General features: G+C 71.2%; 14 protein-coding genes and 1 pseudogene. 5 read left to right on the forward strand and 10 right to left on the reverse strand.

Annotation, left to right across the window (positions count from 1 at the left end; genetic code table 11):
- Nucleotides 1-111: 111 nt before the first annotated feature.
- Complete coding sequence (locus WS45_RS14760) at nt 112-279, reverse strand: DUF1427 family protein (protein WP_059700603.1); 168 nt, start codon at nt 277-279, stop codon at nt 112-114.
- 112 nt (nt 280-391) lie between these two features.
- Here WS45_RS14760 and WS45_RS14765 point away from each other — a divergent pair, with 112 nt between their 5' ends.
- Nucleotides 392-1315 (forward strand): LysR family transcriptional regulator, encoded by a 924-nt coding sequence (locus WS45_RS14765; protein WP_059691221.1) that lies wholly within the window; start codon nt 392-394, stop codon nt 1313-1315.
- 18 nt (nt 1316-1333) lie between these two features.
- Here WS45_RS14765 and WS45_RS14770 read toward each other — a convergent pair whose 3' ends face one another.
- Nucleotides 1334-2020, reverse strand: coding sequence for a hydrolase (locus tag WS45_RS14770; RefSeq protein ID WP_059700604.1), 687 nt, complete (start codon nt 2018-2020; stop codon nt 1334-1336).
- Nucleotides 2021-2304: 284 nt separating this feature from the next.
- On the opposite strand from WS45_RS14770, the gene WS45_RS14775 reads away from it, so the two are divergent.
- The 4 genes and pseudogenes from WS45_RS14775 (at nt 2305) to WS45_RS14790 (ending at nt 5575) form a co-directional block, all read left to right on the forward strand.
- Nucleotides 2305-2565, forward strand: a complete 261-nt coding sequence (locus WS45_RS14775) for a DUF1427 family protein (RefSeq protein WP_059523312.1) — start codon at nt 2305-2307, stop codon at nt 2563-2565.
- Between the two features lie 10 nt (nt 2566-2575).
- Nucleotides 2576-4212, forward strand: a pseudogene (locus tag WS45_RS14780) (cation:proton antiporter).
- Between the two features lie 61 nt (nt 4213-4273).
- The gene (locus WS45_RS14785; protein ID WP_059700605.1) at nt 4274-4666 is read left to right on the forward strand and encodes an OsmC family protein; all 393 of its coding nucleotides are present in this window, start codon (nt 4274-4276) and stop codon (nt 4664-4666) included.
- A gap of 24 nt (nt 4667-4690) precedes the next feature.
- Complete coding sequence (locus tag WS45_RS14790; protein WP_059700606.1) at nt 4691-5575, forward strand: pirin family protein; 885 nt, start codon at nt 4691-4693, stop codon at nt 5573-5575.
- 62 nt (nt 5576-5637) lie between these two features.
- Here WS45_RS14790 and WS45_RS14795 read toward each other — a convergent pair whose 3' ends face one another.
- From WS45_RS14795 to bcsZ, 8 genes are all read right to left on the reverse strand, one after another.
- On the reverse strand, nt 5638-5832 hold the full coding sequence (locus tag WS45_RS14795) for a hypothetical protein (RefSeq protein ID WP_059691215.1): 195 nt from the start codon (nt 5830-5832) through the stop codon (nt 5638-5640).
- Entirely contained in the window at nt 5814-7367 is a 1554-nt protein-coding gene (bcsG, locus tag WS45_RS14800) for a cellulose biosynthesis protein BcsG (RefSeq protein ID WP_059700607.1), read from the reverse strand. Before bcsG ends, WS45_RS14795 begins: the two co-directional genes overlap by 19 nt.
- 27 nt (nt 7368-7394) lie before the next feature.
- Nucleotides 7395-9932 (reverse strand): UDP-forming cellulose synthase catalytic subunit, encoded by a 2538-nt coding sequence (gene bcsA, locus WS45_RS14805; protein WP_059700640.1) that lies wholly within the window; start codon nt 9930-9932, stop codon nt 7395-7397.
- Nucleotides 9929-10717, reverse strand: a complete 789-nt coding sequence (gene bcsQ, locus WS45_RS14810; protein ID WP_059523323.1) for a cellulose biosynthesis protein BcsQ — start codon at nt 10715-10717, stop codon at nt 9929-9931. Before bcsQ ends, bcsA begins: the two co-directional genes overlap by 4 nt.
- Nucleotides 10714-10923 carry a hypothetical protein gene (locus WS45_RS14815; protein WP_059700608.1) on the reverse strand — a complete coding sequence of 70 codons (210 nt, stop codon included), beginning with the start codon at nt 10921-10923 and terminating at the stop codon, nt 10714-10716. Before WS45_RS14815 ends, bcsQ begins: the two co-directional genes overlap by 4 nt.
- The gene (gene bcsE, locus WS45_RS14820) at nt 10920-12875 is read right to left on the reverse strand and encodes a cellulose biosynthesis protein BcsE (protein ID WP_059700609.1); all 1956 of its coding nucleotides are present in this window, start codon (nt 12873-12875) and stop codon (nt 10920-10922) included. Before bcsE ends, WS45_RS14815 begins: the two co-directional genes overlap by 4 nt.
- Nucleotides 12876-13169: 294 nt before the next feature.
- Nucleotides 13170-17099, reverse strand: a complete 3930-nt coding sequence (locus tag WS45_RS14825) for a cellulose synthase subunit BcsC-related outer membrane protein (protein ID WP_059700610.1) — start codon at nt 17097-17099, stop codon at nt 13170-13172.
- Entirely contained in the window at nt 17084-18304 is a 1221-nt protein-coding gene (gene bcsZ / locus WS45_RS14830; protein ID WP_059700611.1) for a cellulose synthase complex periplasmic endoglucanase BcsZ, read from the reverse strand. The genes WS45_RS14825 and bcsZ overlap by 16 nt, the downstream gene beginning before the upstream one ends.
- Nucleotide 18305 lies beyond the last annotated feature (1 nt).

The following is an 18305-nucleotide window of genomic DNA, read 5'->3' on the forward strand; positions in this document are numbered from 1 at the left end:
GCGACGGAGGTCGCGACGGGGTTCGTGCGGTCGAGGGTCGTGAATCTTCCGTTATGGAGGATCAGATCCGGTTGGGTGTCGGTCGTGCTCATCAATATGTCCTCGATGCAATCAGAAACCGAGCCAGTGACGGACCGGTGCGACGGCCGCCACGCCGATCAGCATGCCGGCCAGACCGATCAGCGCGATCAGCGGCGGTGCGGGCGAGCGCACCTTGATCACGCTGTACACGACGCCGATCAACACGCCGGCGCCCAATGAAGCCAGATACGATTCCATACGCCCTTCCCGACTGAATTAGAATGTGCCGCATTGCCGCCCGGGCGCCGTGCGTCGGCAGCCCGAATCGTTTCCGCCCGTTCGCTTCACTTCGCCGCCACGCTCTCCAGCCATGCAACATCTTCCCGATCTCGAAGCCTGGGCCATCTTCGCGCGCGTCGCCGAGACCGGTTCGTTCGCCAAGGCGGCCGACCTGCTCGGCATCTCGCAACCGACCGTGTCGAAAGCGATCGCACGCCTCGAAAAGCGCCTCGGCGCGATGCTGCTGTACCGCACGTCGCGCAAGCTGTCGCTCACGCCGACCGGCGAACTGCTGCGCGATCGCGCGATCCGCCTGCTCGCCGACGCCGAGATGATCGAGGACGAGGCCTCCGCGCACGCGCTCGAACCGCACGGCCTCGTGCGCGTGAACGCGCCGATGTCGTTCGGGCTGCACCATCTGGCGCCGGTGCTGCCCGCGTTTCTCGAACGCTACCCGCGCGTCGACATCGATCTCGTGCTGTCCGACCAGTTCGTCGACATCGTGTCGGGCGGCTTCGACGTCGCGATCCGGATCGCCGAGCTGAACGATTCCTCGCTGCGGGCGCGTCGTCTGTGCGCGGTGCGCCGGCCGCTCGTCGCATCGCCTGCGTATCTCGATCGGCATGGCCGGCCGACCCATCCGAGCGAACTCGACCGGCACGTGTGCCTGACCTACACGAACATCCCGACGCCCGACTACTGGCGCTTTCGCCACACCGCGTCGAACGACGAAATCGGCATCCCCGTGCGCGGCCGCATCCGCACCAACAACGCCGACGTCATCGGCCCCGCGCTTCTTGCCGGCCACGGTCTCGCGCTGCAGCCGACGTTCCTGGTGTGGGACGCACTGCAAAGCGGCGAGCTCGAGGAAGTCATGCCCGACTGGAAAATCGCCGACATCAACGTCAATCTCGTCACGCCGCCCGGCATGCTGCGTGCCGCGCGCGTAACGGCGCTGCTCGAGTTCCTCGTCGAACATCTGTCGCACGCGCCGTGGGCACTGCCGCCCGTCTGAACGGGCGGCCCGTGCCCGTTACTTCGCCGGGACGGCCGGAATCGACTCGTGCGGCGTCGCGGTGCGCTGCGCGGCCTTGTGAACCATCGTGTACGCGTAGTCGACGCCCATGCCGTACGCGCCCGAATGCTCCTTCGCGACCGCCATCACGGCGTCGTAGGTGTCGCGGCGCGCCCAGTCGCGCTGCCACTCGAGCGCGACCTGCTGCCAGGTGACGGGCACGACGCCGGCCTGGATCATCCGCTGCATCGCAAAGTCGTGCGCGTCCTTCGACGTGCCGCCCGACGCGTCGGCCACCATGTAGATTTCGTAATCGCCTTCGAGCATCGCGCTGAGCGCGAACGTCGTATTGCAGACTTCCGTCCACAGGCCCGACACGATGACCTTCCTGCGGCCGTTCGCGGCCAGCGCATCGCGGACCTTCTGGTCGTCCCACGAGTTCATCGACGTGCGTTCGAGCGTCTTCTGGTTCGGGAACACGTCGAGCAGCTCGGGATAGGTGTAGCCCGAGAAGCTGTCGCTTTCGACGGTGGTGATCGTGGTGGGGATGTTGAATGCCTTCGCGGCCTTGGCCAGCCCGACGACGTTGTTCTTCAACGTCTGGCGATCGATCGACTGCACGCCGAACGCCATCTGCGGCTGCTGGTCGATGAAGATCAACTGGCTGTTCTGGGGGGTGAGGACTTCAAGCTTCGGGTTGCTCATGGCGCGAATCATCCTTTGGACAGGAAACGTTTGAGGCTTGCCTCGACCGGAAACCGGGAGGAGCCGACTGTGCGTTACCCCGGAACGGCGTCTTCCGGTTGCAGCCATTTAATCGGAAAAGTCGCGGCTCGAACATCCAAGAAATGGAATCGATCGAATTCCGAAAGAGAGGGCTCTCGAAGGGCCATCCGCCCTTTTGTTCCACACGTAAACCCGATACGCTTCCAGCACGTTGAAGGCACGCCCTTCGCCCCCCGATCAGCCTATCACGAGAGGTTTTCACCATGAAGCCGTATTTTCTGTCGCTGTTCGCAGGCATCCTCGCCGGCGTCATCTACGGCGCGCTCGGCGTGAATTCGCCGGCACCGCCGATCATCGCGCTCCTCGGCCTGCTCGGCATGCTGGCCGGCGAACAGATCCTGCCGCTCGCGCGCCGGATGCTGTCCGGCTACCGGCTGAATACCGCGTGGCGCGACGCGCAATGCAGCCAGCACATGTTCGGCACGCTGCCGGGCGGCGCCGCGAACGACCGCAAGCCGTCGTGATGCACGGCTCATGAACAACGTCGAACTGTTTCATTACCTGCTGCTGTTGATCTGCGGCGCGGGCGCGCTCACGTGGCTCGCGGAGCGGATCTCGATTCCACCGGCCGTCGTGCTGCTGCTCGGCGGCTGCGTGGTGGCCGTCGCCGGCAAGCGCGTGCCCGACATGGACCCGGCGCTGCTGCTTGCGGCCGTGCTGCCGCCGCTGCTGATGTCGAGCGGGTTCTATACGGCATGGAAGGAATTCCGGCACGAGCTCGGGTCGATCGCGTCGCTCGCGCTCGGCGCGGTGGCGTTCACGACGATTGCGGTCGCGCTTGCCGTGCATGCGGTCAATCCGGCGCTGCCGTGGGCCGCGTGCTTCACGCTCGGCGCGATCGTGTCGCCGCCCGACGCGGTCGCCGCGAAGGCGATCCTGCAGCGCCATCCGCTGCCCGCCCGGCTCGTCGCGGTGCTCGAAGGCGAAAGCCTCGTCAACGATGCGTCGGGCCTGCTGCTGTATCAGATGGCCGTGTCGGCCGCGCTCGCCGTCACGATCACGACCGCGAGCGCCACCGGCCTGTTCTTCTCGCTCACGCTGATCGGCATCGCAGTCGGTCTCGCATGCGGTCATGCGATGTGCTGGGTGCTGCAGCGCCTGCGCGAGCCGATGCTCGGCATCGTCGTGACCTTCGCGATGGCGTGGGGCAGCTACGGGATCGCGGAAGCCGTGCACGGCTCGGGCGTGCTGTCGGTCGTGACGTGCGGCCTCGTGCTCGGCGTGCGCCAGCATCGCGTGTTCGACGCCGACATGCGGATCAAGGCGAAGGCGACCTGGGAAGCGATCGTGTTCGTGCTCGACGCGCTCGTGTTCATCCTGATCGGCCTCGCGCTGCACGCGATCCTCGCGCGCGTGAACCACGAAGGCGCAGTGCTGATGGCCGGCCTGCGCGTCGCGCTGCCGGCGACGGCCGCCGCGATCGCCGCGCGCGTCGTGTGGGTGTTCGTCGCGATGTGGCTGCCGGGCCGCCTGCGCGCGCCGCGCGCGTCGTGTGGGTGTTCGTCGCGATGTGGCTGCCGGGCCGCCTGCGCGCGCCGCGCGCGGGCCACGCGCCGTGGTCGTGGCGCGAGGCCGTCGTGCTCGGCTGGTCCGGCATGCGCGGCGTCGTGAGCCTCGCGGCCGCGATCGCGCTGCCGAACGACTTCCCCGGCCGCGACCTGATCCTGTTCAGCACGTTCCTGCTGATCATCGCGACGCTGGTCGTGCAAGGCGGCACGCTCGCGCCGCTGATCCGCGTGCTGAAGCTGCGCCCGGCCGCGCGCCACACGATGTCCGAGCATGCGGTGCGCGCCTACACATTCGGTGCGGCGCTCGCCGAACTCGATGCTCGCGAACAGCGCGGCTCGGGCCTCGAACGCGCATCGCTCGACCGGCTGCTGACCGAATACCGCAGCCGCGTCGCGTTCAACGAACGCGCGCACCGCGACGGCGCCGAACCGGCCGACGTGCGCGCGCGGATGCTGCGCGTCGAGCTGGAACTGGTCGGCGTGTCGCGCGACGCGCTGCTCGGCCTGCATCGCGACGGCCGGGTCGACGACGCGGTGTTGCACCGCATAGAATCCGAGCTGGATTTCGAGGAACTGCGGCTGCAGCGCCTGCTCGAACCGTAACGCCTCGCGTGCCCGGCCATGCCCGGCCGGCCCGTCTCCCCTTTCCCCACATGGAATTGCAATGAGCGAACTGTCCGTCGAAGCGAGCATCGGCTCCGTCGATTACCTGGTCCATTTCACCGACGGCGTGCATCAGTGGCGCGCCGACGAACCGGCGTCGCTCGGCGGCGGCGACACCGCACCGACGCCCGTCGCGCTGCTGCTATCGAGCCTCGGCGCCTGCACCGCGATCACGCTGAAGATGTACGCGCAACGCAAGGGCTGGCCGCTCGCCGAAGTCCACGTGAAGCTCGCGCACGAATCGGGCAGCGCGGGCAGCACGATCATGCGCCGCATCACGCTCGACGGCGACCTGACCGACGAGCAGCGCGAGCGCCTGCTGCAGATCGCGAACGCGTGTCCGGTGCACAAGATCCTCACGCACCCGATCGCGATCGATACGACCATCGCCTGACTCACCGACACCGAGAAACCCGCCATGTCCGCATCGATCAAGACCTTGCTCACGCCGCGCGAGAGCGACATCGGCAACCTCGTCGTGCGCCGCGTGCTGCCCGCGCGCGCCGCGCGCCTCGTCGGGCCGTTCATCTTCTTCGACGAAATGGGGCCGGCCGTGCTGCCGGCTGGCAGCGGGATCGACGTGTTGCCGCATCCGCACATCGGCCTCGCGACGGTCACCTACCTGTTCGACGGCACGCTGATGCATCACGACAGCCTCGGCTTCCGGCAGAAGATCGTGCCCGGCGACGTGAACTGGATGACGGCCGGGCGCGGCATCGTCCATTCGGAGCGCTCGCCCGACGAGGACCGCCCGCATGAACAGCCCGTGCACGGGATCCAGACCTGGGTCGCGCTGCCGGTCGAGCACGAGGACACCGCGCCCGCGTTCGCGCATCACGCGGCCGACACGCTGCCGTCGTTCACGCGCGACGGTGCGAGCGTGCGCGTGATCGCGGGCACCGCATTCGGGCTCACGTCGCCGGTCGCCGTGTTCTCGCCGACGCTCTACGCGTATGCGGAATTCGCCGCGGGCGCGCAACTCGCGCTCGATGCGGAACACGACGAGCGCGGCGTGTATCTCGTCGACGGCGACCTCACGATCGACGGCACGCCGCTCGCACCGACGACGATGGCCGTGCTCGAACCCGGCGCGAACGTTGCGCTCGCCAGCGGGAACGGCGCGCGCGTGATGCTGCTCGGCGGTGCGCACCTGCCGGGCGAGCGGTTCATCGAATGGAATTTCGTGTCGAGCGAGCGCGCGAAGATCGAGGCGGCCCGCGACGCGTGGGCCGCGCAGACCTTCGGCAAGGTGCCGGGCGAGGAAAACGAGTGGACGCGCCAGCCGGCGCGCCGCGCGCAGTAAGCCGGCAGCAATCGGCATCATCGATGCAACGCGGCCGGCATTTCACGCCGGCCGCGTTGCGTTTACCGCTTCAATCCCATCAGCTTCGCGAGCACCGGCCAGCGGTCCAGCGATTCGACGAACGCGCGCCGCGCCTGCTCGTCGACGTAGCGTGCCGGATCCAGCGCGGGCAAGTGCCGCGCGAGGCCGAGCACGTCGTTCGGTTGCGACAGGCGATCGTCGTCGCCTTCGCCGATGTTTACTGTTCGTCGATCCATACGCCGTCCGGAGTCTTGACCGCATAGCCGGCGCTCGTCTGCACCGTCACCGTGCCTTCGTTCTCGCCGACCATCCGCGTGCGCGGCAGGTCGGCCGCATATTGTGCAAGCGTCACGCCCGGCTTGAACGGGCTGTTCGACACGAGGTTCGACAGCAGCTGCGCGAGCGCGAGAAAGCTCGTCGGCTGGTCGATCACCGTCGTCGTGCCGTGATTGCCGGTGAAGCCGACGAGCCGCACGCCGACCGGCCCGTGGACGATGCGCGGCGTCGGAATCTCGCGCAGGCCCGCGACCTGGTTCTTGTCGCCGCGCAGCGCGGCGCCGTGCTCGGGCACGAACACGATCACCGCGCGCCGGCCCGACTGCGCGATCAGGTCGGCGAGCCGGTCGAAGTCGTTCATCAGCCTGGTCGCGCGCTGCGGATACGAATCGATGCTGGTCAGCCCACTCCCCACCACGCGGTTGCCGTCGTGCAGGCTGATCGTGTTGTAGTACAGCGCGACCGGGCCCGGCACCGACGCGCGCTGCGCGTACCAGCTCGCGAGCGTGCCGTAATCGTCCTTGATCGCCGAGCCGTCGAACGCATGCATCGCGACCGGAGCGGCGGCATTCGAGATCATCGGCGCGTCGGGCACGCCGATATTGTCGTGAATGACCTGGAGGAAATTGTCGAAGTGGCCGTCGTGGTTCAGCAGCGACTGCACCGTGTAGCCGGCGGACGCGAGTTGCGAGAACAGGTGGCACTGCTGCGGCGCCGGCTTGTACAGGTCCGCATGCGCTTCCTGCCCGCAGCTCGCGCGCAGCACGCGGATCGCGGCCGGCCCGCTGTAGCTCGCGGCCGTGCTGAAGTTGTTGAACAGGTAGTCGAAGTGATTCAGCATCGGGTGGTTGCGCACCTTCGCGGCATCGAGGTCGTCCCACGACAGCGAGCAGACGTGCAGCACGATCACGTCGAACTGCGCGGCCGGGTCGTTGCCGAGATGACCGAACGCGACCTGGCGCTGCGATTCCTGCGCGCGGAACGTCGCGAGCGCCGCGTTGTGATCCTCGGGCTGGCCGGCGCGCGCGCCCGTCGCGTCGACCTGCTGCGGCAGCGGCGCGACGACGCGCGCCATCAGCCCGTTGCCGGCCTGCCACAGCGGCATCACGATCAGCACGGCGAGCACGAAGGTCGCGACACGCACCCAGCGATTGACGACGAAATAGACGATCAGCACGCCCGCGACCGTCAGCACCAGCACGGGCGGCAACAGGCGCGGCAGCAACTCCATCCAGTAATCGAGGCGGAACGTGCCGACCTCGCGCGCCGCTTCGGCGAGGCGCGCGAGCGGCGGCGCATGCATTTCGCGCGCGAGCAGCGGCACCGCGATCGCGATCGCGACGAGCTGCCGCACGATGCGCCACGCGCGGCGCCGGATCGGCGCGCTCACCGCGAGCGCCAGCGCGAACGCGAGGTTCGCGAGCCACAGCGGCTGCAGGTGGCCGGTCGCGAACAGCGCGAACTTCAGGATGAAATACAGATTCCAGAACGTCATTTGAACCACTCCGTGATGGCCGCCGCGTCAGTCGCGCGCCCGATCGAGCTTCGGCGCCAGCATCGACTGCACGCCGCGCGCCGCGCCCTTCCACATTCGTACGTAACCGTCCAGGCCCACGCGCAGCACTTCCTTCAGCCCGCGCAGCGGCGTGTCCGCGCGCGCGCTGGCGTGCCAGTCGAGCCACGCGTCCGCGCGGCCGAACGTGCACTGCACGAGCTGGCGCTCCTGCTCGAGCGTCAGCGCCTCGAAGCTCACGCCGACGTGCGTCGGCGTCACGCGGCTCACGCGCACCGGGAACGGGAACGGCCGGTCGCCACGCGTCACGCACACCGTCAGCGTGTCGCCGACCGCGAGCGGCAGGCCCGGCACCGCTTCGAGGCCGAGGCCGCCGGTCGAGTAGTCGCTGGTGAAGCAAGCCGCCGTCGACCCGTCGGCGAGCAGCAGCGTCGCCGGCACGCGCATCGCGATCCGGTGCGTGACGCGCACCTGTTTGGTCTCGCGCGCGACGGCCAGCGCGGCGCCGAGCATCGCGAGGTTGTAGACGGTCCAGCCGAGCGTGATCAGGATCGTCGACGCCTCGTCGCCCTGATCGGCCGCGAGCCGCCACACGCCGGCCGCGATCGCGAGCACGTTCAGCGCGAACAGCACGAGGTACGGCTTCGACGTCGACCAGTCGACGTAGCCTTCGTCGATCTTGCCGCCCTTGTCGGTCACGTTGAACTTGCCGTGCTTCGGGCTGAAGAACGCGACGGTGGTCGGCAGCGCGATGTACCACGCGAGCACCGATTCATAGACCTCGGCCCAGAACGAATGGCGATAACGCCCCTGCATCCGCGAGTTCGCGACGTTCGCGAGCACCAGGTACGGGATCACGTAGCTCGCGAGCGCGATCGACGACGCATTGATGAAGTACAGGTGGAAGAACAGGTAGGCGAGCGGGATCGTCAGGAACACGAGCCGCGGGATCCCGTAGAAGAAATGCAGCATCGCATTGCCGTAGCAGATCCGCTGAATGAAGCCGAGTCCGCGCCCGAGGAACGGGTTGTCGATGCGGAAGATCTGCGCCATCCCGCGCGCCCAGCGCGTGCGCTGCTTCACGTGGCCCGCGAGGCTCTCGGTCGCGAGGCCGGCCGCCTGCACGGTCGGCAGGTAGGCCGACGTGTAGCCGCGGCGATGCAGCTTGAGCGCGGTGTGCGCGTCCTCGGTCACGGTCTCGACGGCGACGCCGCCCACCTCCTCCAGCGCGCTGCGCTTGAGCACCGCGCACGATCCGCAGAAGAACGTCGCGTTCCACAGGTCGTTGCCCGACTGCACGAGTCCGTAGAACAGGTTGCCCTCGTTCGGGATCTCGCGGAACGTGCCGAGGTTGCGCTCGAACGGATCGGGCGAGAAGAAATGGTGCGGCGTCTGCACCAGCGCGCATTTCGGATCGCGCAGGAACACGCCCATCGTCGTCTGCAGGAACGAGCGCGTCGGCACGTGATCGCAGTCGAAGATCGCGATGTATTCGCCGTGCGTCTTCGGCAGCGCGCGGTTGATGTTGCCGGCCTTCGCGTGGCGATTGTCGTCGCGCGTCAGGTAGCCGATCCCCGCTTCCCGCGCGAACGCCTCGAACTCGGGGCGGCGGCCGTCGTCGAGCAGGTACACGCGCAGCTTGGCCGACGGCCAGTCGATGCTCTGCGACGCGAACACGGTCGGCTTCACGACCGACAGCGGCTCGTTGTAGGTCGGGATATAGATGTCGACGCTCGGCCAGCTGTCGGGATCGTCGGGCAACGGCACGATCGGCCGGTCGAGCGGCCATGCGGTCTGTATGAAGCCGAGCAGCAGGATCATCCACGTGTAGGCTTCGGCACCGTACAGCAGGTAGCCGGCGAACGCCTCGACGGGGCTGCGGAAATCGAGCGTCTGGGTCGTGCGCCACCACACGTAGCGAACCGTGGCGAGCAGCGCGAGCGACGCGAGCGCGAGCGTCGGCAGATGGCCCGGCAGGCGGCGCAGCGCCAGCGCCAGCACCGCGACGATCGCGAAGAACGCGAACTGCGCGCCGGGCATCAGCGGCGACATCCCGGCCGCGGCCCACATCAGCGCACCGGCGATCAGCAGCAGCGGAGCGAGCCAGCGGTGCCGGCCGACGCCGTGCGCGCGCGCGTCGAGCCAGCCGCCCCAGCGCGCCCACGGCAGGCGCCCGAGCAGCGCGTCGAGGCGGGCGCCGAGCGCGCGCGCCGCGACGTAGACCGGCACGACGAACGTGTCGAACCATGCGAGCGGATCGCGCGCGGGCCGCTCGTCGGCCGCGCGCGGCGCGCGCACGATCGCGCGCCACAACCATTCGCGCGGGCTCAGCGGCTGCAGCACGCCCCACTCCTGCGCGAGCCACAGGAAGGCAACGCGCGCCCGGCGGCGCACGGGATCGGGCCGGCCGGGCGGCGGTGCATGGAAGAACAGCCGCACGAGCCAGTCGAGCAGCGTGCGCTGGGCCGGCAGCCCGATCCCGCGCGCGCACCAGTCGGTCGCGCGCCGGGCCGCGGCGCGCCAGCGCGACGCGAACGCGGCCTTCATCGCCGCGCTCCCGTGCGGCCGGCCGCGGCCGCCGCGAGCCACGCGTCGACCCAGTTCGCGACGCCGTTCAGGTCGTGCGACGCCTGCGAATACGGCGCGTCGTCGAAGATCCAGGTGCCGCGCGCGAGCGTCTCGGGCACGGCCGCATCGACGTGAATCCGCTGTTCGAGCATCGACGCCGGCCCCGCGACCGCGCGCAGCATCGCGAGCGCATCGCGCTGCATGTCGCGCGCCGGGTTCAGCCGGTTCACGACGATCTGCAGGTCGCCGCCGCCGGCCCGCAGCGCGTCGAGGCGCGCGGCGACCGTCGCGCACGCGGCCGGTTCGGGCGGCACGACGACGAGCGTCAGGTCGGCGCGGCGAATCGCCTGCTCGGCCTGCGGCGACGGGTAGCGCGCGGTGTCGACCAGCACGACGCCGTCCGCCGGCAGCGCGATCTCGTCGAGCGCGCGCGACAGCCAGGCCGGATCGGCCGCGAGCCGCGCATCGCAGGCGGCGGCGCCCGCTGCGTCGACCTGGCCATACGGCACGAACAGCACGCCGTCGGCATTGCGCCACGTATGCGCGTGCCATGGCGCGGCGTCGCCGGCGTCACCGAGCAGGCTGTGCGCGAGCCCGTGCTCGGCCAGCGTGTCGAGACCGAGCGTCGCGCCCATCAGGTTCTGCGCGTCGAACTCGACCGCGACGACCGGCCGGCCGCGGCGCGCGAGCAGCACCGCGAGCGCGCCGGCGAGCGTCGTGCGGCCCGCGCCGCCGGTGGTCGACGTGACGGCGATCGTCTTCATGGCGCGGCCTCGTCGGTACGGCCGGCCTCGGGCAGCAGGCGCCCGCGCAGCGCGACCGGCACGAGTTCGCACGGCACCGCGTCGCGCCGGTGCAGCCCGCGCGGCGCATGAAAACCGCGGCCGAGGCCCAGGTGCTGCGCGACGACCCACACCGGCACCGCGATCGCGATGCCGACGACGAATCCGATGACGAGTTCGGCGATCATGCGCCCTCCGGCTTGCGCAGCGGCATCGCGCTGCGGATGGCGCCGCGCGTGCGCGCGACGGGAAATTCGGCGGACGGTGCCGGCGTATCTGCGCCCGGCGTGGCGTCGCCGGCGTGCGGCGCCGCATCGGCATGCGCGTCGACCGTCCCGGCCGCTGCGACGTCGGCGTCCGGTTCGGCGCGCGGCGCGACATCCTCCGCGCGTTCGATCGGCGCGCGCGCCGCGCCGGCCGGCTTCGCCGTCGCGAACAGGTCGCTGTAGTCGGCGATCGGCGCGCGCCGGTTCTCGGTCTTCAGCGCATCGAGCTCGGTGTCGATGCTGCCCTGTCCGAGACACACGACGCGATCGGACAGCGTGTCGACCGGCACGTCGAAGATCCGCGTCAGCGCGTCGTCGGCATCGGCCGGCTCGCACGCGAACAGGAACACGTACAGGTGTCCGGCATCGGCGGTCACGACGTCGCCCGCGCGGCGCGGCCGGCAGTGCCGCAGCGCATCGACGTGCGACACGCCGGGCAGCAGCGCGATCTTCGCGAGCGTATGCGGCAACGCGAGCACGGCGCCGCGATCGAGCACCGCGCGAATCCGCAGACAGAAGGCGCCGACCGGCAGGTAGCCCAGCACCGAATCGCCGAGCGCGGCCGCGAGCGCCGCACGATAGTCGGCCGCGACGGGCCGCGCATAGAGCTGCCCGCGCAGTGCGTTCACGGCCGCGTGCACCCGCGACACCGGCAGGTCGCGCGCGACGACGCGATTCGCGCCGACGCTCAGCACCAGCATCTCGAACTGCTGGCGCAGCACCTCGCCGCGCTCGACGACGGCGATCTTCAGTGCGCCGCCGGATTGCCGGCGCAGCGTGTGAACGGCCGCGCACAGCGCCTCGAGCTGCGCGTGCGTGCGGAACGCCAGAACCGCGGTCGCGGCCTGCGCATGCGCACAGGCGGCGACGACCGCCGCGTTGTCGTCGACGATTTCCCAGCCGGCGGGTACGCGGCTCGTTTCGTCGAGCACCGCGCGGCTGACGACGACGCGATCCTCGTCGGTCGCGAGCTTCATCCGGCGCGACGGCTCGGCGGCGGCGCCGTCGACGATCGCGGCGAGCCGGCCGCTCGGCGCGAAACGCAGCGGCCGCACTTCACCGGCCGCGAGCGTGTCGCCGGCACGCCAGAAATCGACGACCCACAGCAGCTCGCCGTGCGTGCGCTGCAGCTGCGCGACGCCCGAGCACACCGCGTGAAAGCCGCTGCGCGGCGCGCGATTCGCATCGCGCACGAGCGGCGGATCGTCGGTATCGAGGTCGGCGCCGGTGCGCACGATCTCCGGATCGACCAGCAGCACCAGCGCGATCCGGTGCGTGCGGCACCAGTCGGCGAGCGCGTGTGCCTCTTCCGCGAGTGCCGCCGGATCGCCCCAGCTGAACCAGCGCTGCGCGCCTTCGATGAAATACAGCGAGCGCGCGCGAAAGCCGTAGCGCTTCATCGCGCGCAAGCCACCCGTGAGCCGTGCGAACGGACCGGGCGCCGCACGGCGCGGCGCAGCGGGTTCGCGCGCGGCATCGCCGTCGGCCGGCTCGTGCGCGGGCGGCATCGCCAGCACGTTCAGGTTGCGCGGCCAGCCGGCCGGCTGCGCGCCGCCCGCGAAACCGCGCGACGCCATCTGCGCGGCGACGCGCGCCGCGTCGCGCGCCAGCACGACCGTCACGTCGCGCGTGCGCGACTGCCGCGCGCTTTCCCACACCAGCGCGTCGCACGCCGGCGTGCCGGCAGCGGCATAGATCGCGTACAGGCCGCCCGCTTCCAGCTGCGTCCACGTATCGGGCAGGCCGTCGATCGCGAGCCGGCTCAGCGGGCCGGCGCGGCCACCGGCCGGCCCGGTGCGCAGCAGCGCGCGCAGGCGGCCCAGCAGGCCGGCGGCGCCGAGCGCGGGACGGGTTGCATCGATTTCCGTATTCACGCGCTTCCCCCCGGGTCTGCTTGCATATGGAACGCACACGCGTTGCCACGAGAACGGCCGCTCGCGAGGCGTGGGACGCCGCGAATACTGGCCGTATTCGCAAGGAGCGCAACGCGGCGAGCGGCCGTTCTCGTGGCAACCCCAAACCCAAAAGTCGTTCCAGGGGAACGCCCGAAATCGCCCGCATGGCGGCGTCGCTCGTCGCTTGTTTGGCTCGGCCAAACGGCGCTCCTCACTTCTTGCCCTGCAGGCGATTTCGGGCATTCGCATGTACGTTCCATATGCAAGCAGCCCCTAGTAATCCGAATAAAGCCGCACCGGCGTCGGCGTGACGAGCCAGCTGCGCTCCGCGCGTGCGTCGAACGCATAGCGCAGGTACACGAGCGCCGAACTCGGCGCATAGTCGTGCGACCGGTCGACGTGCAGTTGCGCGCCCACGCTCAGGTGCGGATTCACGCGATATTCGACGATGCCGTTCACGCCATACGAGAACGACACGCCGCGCGTCGAACTGCCCGCGTAGACGAGCCCCGCCGCCTCCTGCGCGGCGCGCTGGTTCGCGAAGGTCGGGTAGAACAGCGAATCCTTTTCGTAGCTGTTCGAGATCCCGGCCGTGACGGTCAGGTCCCACGACAGCGCGTCGCGCCGCCCGGCCCACTCGATCGGCACGCCGAGCGACAGGTAGCGCTGCGGGCTGTAGTAACCGCCCTGCCCGTACGTGTAGTAACGCAGGTTCTGCGCGTAGTGCCACGCGTTGCCGACGAGCCCCGTGCTCACCTTCATCGTCGCGCGTTCGTACACGGGCACCGTGAAGCCGGAGCGCAGCGTGACTTCCGCGTTGCGCTCGACGTTGCGGCCGGACAGCACGCCCGCGCCGAGTTCGGCGAACAGGTTCACGCGCCCGACGTCGACCGCCGCGCGCAGGTTCACGCCATCGCGACGCACACCGCCCCATACGGCCCCGGTCCACGGATCGCGCATCCCCGCATACGACAGCACGCTGCTCGTCTCCGGCCGGCGCGACGCGTTCACGGTGAAGCTCGCCGGCCCCGCGTCGAAGCGGTAGCGTACGCCGCCGACCAGGTAATGCACCGGGAAGCCGAGCGGCGACGTGCCGAGGTCGACGCGCCATGCGTCCGTGCGATAGCCGGCGCCGAGCGCGACGCCCGTCATCGGCTGATGCAGGTCGCCGGGCGGATGCGCGATCGACGCGGCGGCCGACGGATTCGCGGCGAACGGCGCGGGCAGCCCGATCGGCGTGTTGAGCGCCGCGTAGGTCCCGAACGTCTTCAGCGAATACGCGTTCGGGTCGCTCGTATCGAGCGTGCCGGCGTCCAGATGCACGGTGTCGAGCTGCAGGAACGCATGCCCGTCGTAGCGCACCGGCATCTGCACGTAGATCGGCACCTGCTGCGCGCGGTACGCGGAAATCCCTTCGTCGCCCGATTTGTACGCGGGCAGCCAGCCGATCTCGATCTCGGGATCGCGCCGCTGCGCAAGATCCGCGAACGCGGCCTGCGCGGGCGTGCGACCGTCGCGGCCAGGGCTCACGCCGCTCGTGCGCTCCTGCGACAGCGACAGCCGGTACAGCGATGCGGCATCGTCGTAGCGGCCCTGCGCCTCGGCCACGCGCCCCGCCGCGACCGTCACGTCGGCACGCGCCGGGTACGCGGCCTGCAGCGGGTCGATCACCTGCGCGGCTTCGTCGGGGCGGCGCAGCGCGTTCAGCCGGCGCACGACCGACAGCCGCGTATCGACGTCGTCGTCCGGCGTGCGCGCGAGCACGGCCTGCACGCGTGCGAGCGCGGCCGCGCGGTGGCCGCTGTCCTCGTCGATGCGCGCGAGCGCGAGCTGCGTATCGGCATCGTCCGGCGTGCGCGCGACGACCGGCGCGAGCGCGTCGCGTGCCGCGTCGTAACGGCCCTGCGCGCGTTCGAGGTCGGCCAGTTCGAGTGCGTAGCGCTTGTCCGCGCGGCCGGCCGGGCTCGCCCGGTCGAGCAGCGCGCGGGCGCGCGCATAGTCCCGTTGCGCGATCGCGTCGTCCGTCTGCCGCAGCACGAGCCGCAGCGACTGGTCCTCGATCCGCGCGGTCTGTGCCGGCGTCAGCGCCGGCTCGCGGCGCAGCGCGTCGAGCCACGCGGCGAGCGCGTCGTCGCGCCCCGCGCTGCCGAGCAGGTCGCCGTAGCGCAGCCGCACGTCGGGATCGGCCTCGCCCGGATGCGCGGCGATCCAGTCGCGCAACGGCGCGAGGCCGCGCTCGGGTTCGCCCGCGTCGATCCACTGCGCGCCGACCGCGGCCAGCATGTCGGGATCGTCCGGCGCGCTCGCCTGCGCATGGGCGAGCGACGCGGCGAAGGCCGCACGATCGCCACGGCCGAGCGCGCCGCGCGCGCCGGCCAGCGAACCTTCCGCGTCGAGCTTGCGTGCGAGCGCGCGCATGCCGTCCGAGCGTCGCGCATCGTCGACGCCCGCGAGCGCGGCCTGTGCGCCCGCGATGTCGTCGAGCGAGTTGCGATACAGCGCGGTCGCATAGCGCATCTCGGGCGTGTCGCTTTGCGCGAGCCCGTCGTCCATCACCGTGCGGCCGAGCTGCGGCAGCCCCATGTCGCGATACAGCCGCGCAAGCGCGAAGCGCGTCCACGGCGCATCGGGCGCCGCGCGCACCGCCGCTTCGTAGCGTTGTGCGGCCGGCCCGCGTTCGCCCTTGTCCGCCAGCGCGCGCGCCTCGCTCGCGAGCAGGTCGGCGCGCAGCCCGTCGAGCGCGTGACGATCGTCGCGGCCCGTCACGCGGCTCTGCAGCGCGTCGAGCAGCGGGCCGATGCGATCCGCGCGGCCGGTGTTCTCGTACAGCGTCGCCGTGCCGCGCACCGCCGACAGGTTCGGCGAACGTGCGGCCAGCAGTTCGCGCAGCAACGGCTCCGCGCGCGCCCAGTCGCGCTGCGCGAGCAGCGCATCGGCAAGCTGAAGCTTCGCGTCCGGGCTGTCGGGCTGCATCGCGAGCGCGGCGCGCGCCGCGCGCTCGGCATCCTGCGGCCGTCCGGCCGACGCCGCCGCGCGCCCTTGCGCGATCAGCCCCCAGAACTGCGCGGTGCGCGCGAGGCTCTGCCACTTGCCGCGCTGGTCGGTCGACAGCGCCGCGGCGCGCGTGAACAGCGCGCGCGCTTCGTCGTGCCGGCCTTCGCGCAGGCGCAGCAGGCCGAGCCCGCCGACCGCATCGGCATCACCCGCGCGCGCCTGCGCGGCGCGCGCAAGCAGCGGATCGGCGCCGCTCAGATCGCCGCGCGCGAGCGCCTGCAAGCCACGCTGTTGCGCGATGTAGCCCGGATCGCGCTCGAGCAGCCGCTGCGCGTCGCGCTGCCGGTCGAGTGCGGCGGCGCGATCGCGGAATTCGGTGTCGTCCGGGACGAGCGCGAGATAGGCACGCAACGCGTCGAGATAGGCGGGATCGGTGCCGGCGGACTGCAGCACGCGCCGCCACACGGCCATCGCTTCCGTATGGTCGGCGTCGGGCCGCTTCGCGAGCGACCACGCGATGCGATTCGCCTCCGCACGTGTGTCGTCGCGCTGGTTCAGGAGCCGCGCGAGCGCCAGCGCCGCGTTCGAATCCTGCGGGTCGGCCGTGACCGCGCGGCGCAGCGCGGCGACCGCCGGTTCGCGGCCGCCCGGCGCGTTCGCGACGATCTGGTAATACTCGGCGCCCAGCGCACCGGACGGCGCGCCGTTCGGAAACAGCGCGACGATCCGGCGGGCCGCCTCGTCGGCGCGGCCGCTGCGTGCAAGCAGGCGGATCTGCGCCATCTCGCCGCGGCCGCTCGTCGCGACGCGGTATTCGTCGGCCGCGCGGCGCGTGTCGGGCGCCGCCGGCGCGCGCGCCTGCAGGCGCGCCAGCGTGGCCTGCGCGCCTTGCGCGTCGCCGAGCCGCAGCAGCACGCGCACCTGCTCCGCGAGCAGTTCGGAATCGTCCGGCGCGATCAGGAGCCCCTTGCGCAGTGCGTCGCGCGCGAGGTCGTCGCGATGCTTGGCGCCCCACATGCGGGCGGTCGCGAGCTGACGCCGCGCGTCGGGCGACGTGGCCGAGGCCGAGGCCGGCGCCGACACGGCATTCGGCGCGACGGGTTTCGTCGCCGCGACGGCGACGGTGGCCGGCGCCGCCGCGGAGACCGACGACGCGAGCCACGCAAGCCCCGCGACACGCCGCGCGCCGTGCTTCATCGGGCCACGCATGAACGGCCCTCCCAGCGTGCATCGAGCGACCCGTCCGCGCCGAACCGGTAACGGCCCTCGCGCCAGCCGAGGCCGAACAGCGTCAGCACGCTCGTGTAATAGCCGGGTGCCGACTGGCGCGCGAGCGCGTCGACACGGGCCGCCTGCGCATCGGCGAGCGCATGCTGGCCGCGCGCGTCGAGGAACGGCACGGCCGCCGCCGAGAAGCCGCCGTTGCCGTCGTTCGGCCCCGCGACGCCGGTCGTCGTATCGACCTTCTCCGGCGGCGCGCCATGCGCGGCGATGTAATCGGCGAACGGTGCGAAGCGCGCGAGCAGCGGCGCGGCGAGCGGATCGGCGCGATCGAGCATGCCGGCCCACAAATACACGCGTATCGCGTTGTACGCGCTTTCCGCGTGGGTCTGCGGATCGGGCGCGAAGCCGGCGCCGGCGCGATACAACGCCCAGTCCGGCGCAAAGCCTTTGGGCGCGGTGTCGAGCAGCACGCGGCCGGTGCTGGCCGCGAGCGCGGCCCAGCGGCGATCGTCCGGCAGCCGCGCGGCGAGCCCGCGGATCACCTGCGGCGGCGAATAGCTCGGGTTCACGCGCCATCGGCCGTCGGCCAGCCTGAATCCGGTCGGCCCGGGCAGCAGCGTGAGGCCGAGGCCCGGCACGCTGGCCGTCTCGTCGTCGAGCACGCGCTTCGCGAGCAGCGCGCCGCGCGCCGTATAGCTGCGCTCGTGCCACAGCCGTCCGGCTTCGACGAGCGTGTACGCGATCCACAGGTCGGCATCGGACGCCGCGTTCGCGTCGAGCACGCGCCACGCGCCGTCCGGCGCGCGGCCCCACAGCCACGCCGGCAGACGGGCGCTCAGGTCGCCCTGCGCGAGGTTGTTCTCGGTCCATGCGAGGATCGTGTCGAACGTGCGCCGGTCGTTCGCGACGAGCGCGAAGAACAGTCCATACGCCTGCCCCTCCGATACCGTGCGCGAATCCGTCGAGCCGACGTCGATCACCCGGCCGTCGGCCGACACGAAATCGCGCTTGAACGCGTCCCAGCGCGGCCACGCCGCGCCGCACCGCACGTCGGCCGCGCCGCCTTGCGCGGCCTGCGCGCGCCCGGCGGCGCCGGGCGCCGCGCACACGGCCGCGACGGCCAGCACGAGCGTCGTGCCGACCCGCCGCGCCGGCTGCGCTGCCCGTCGCCGTGCAAATGCCCACGCCATC

Source organism: Burkholderia sp. RF2-non_BP3 (assembly GCF_001522185.1).
Classification (GTDB): domain Bacteria; phylum Pseudomonadota; class Gammaproteobacteria; order Burkholderiales; family Burkholderiaceae; genus Burkholderia; species Burkholderia diffusa.

Coding starts and splice junctions, on each gene's coding strand:
- bcsG (WP_059700607.1), bottom strand. CDS start 7,367: ATGACGTTCTGGAATCTGTATTTCATCCTGAAGTTCGCGCTGTTCGCG.
- bcsQ (WP_059523323.1), bottom strand. CDS start 10,717: ATGAAGACGATCGCCGTCACGTCGACCACCGGCGGCGCGGGCCGCACG.
- WS45_RS14790 (WP_059700606.1), top strand. CDS start 4,691: ATGTCCGCATCGATCAAGACCTTGCTCACGCCGCGCGAGAGCGACATC.
- WS45_RS14825 (WP_059700610.1), bottom strand. CDS start 17,099: ATGCGTGGCCCGATGAAGCACGGCGCGCGGCGTGTCGCGGGGCTTGCG.
- WS45_RS14775 (WP_059523312.1), top strand. CDS start 2,305: ATGAAGCCGTATTTTCTGTCGCTGTTCGCAGGCATCCTCGCCGGCGTC.
- WS45_RS14815 (WP_059700608.1), bottom strand. CDS start 10,923: ATGATCGCCGAACTCGTCATCGGATTCGTCGTCGGCATCGCGATCGCG.
- WS45_RS14795 (WP_059691215.1), bottom strand. CDS start 5,832: ATGGATCGACGAACAGTAAACATCGGCGAAGGCGACGACGATCGCCTG.
- bcsA (WP_059700640.1), bottom strand. CDS start 9,932: ATGAAGGCCGCGTTCGCGTCGCGCTGGCGCGCCGCGGCCCGGCGCGCG.
- WS45_RS14770 (WP_059700604.1), bottom strand. CDS start 2,020: ATGAGCAACCCGAAGCTTGAAGTCCTCACCCCCCAGAACAGCCAGTTG.
- bcsZ (WP_059700611.1), bottom strand. CDS start 18,304: ATGGCGTGGGCATTTGCACGGCGACGGGCAGCGCAGCCGGCGCGGCGG.
- WS45_RS14765 (WP_059691221.1), top strand. CDS start 392: ATGCAACATCTTCCCGATCTCGAAGCCTGGGCCATCTTCGCGCGCGTC.
- WS45_RS14785 (WP_059700605.1), top strand. CDS start 4,274: ATGAGCGAACTGTCCGTCGAAGCGAGCATCGGCTCCGTCGATTACCTG.
- WS45_RS14760 (WP_059700603.1), bottom strand. CDS start 279: ATGGAATCGTATCTGGCTTCATTGGGCGCCGGCGTGTTGATCGGCGTC.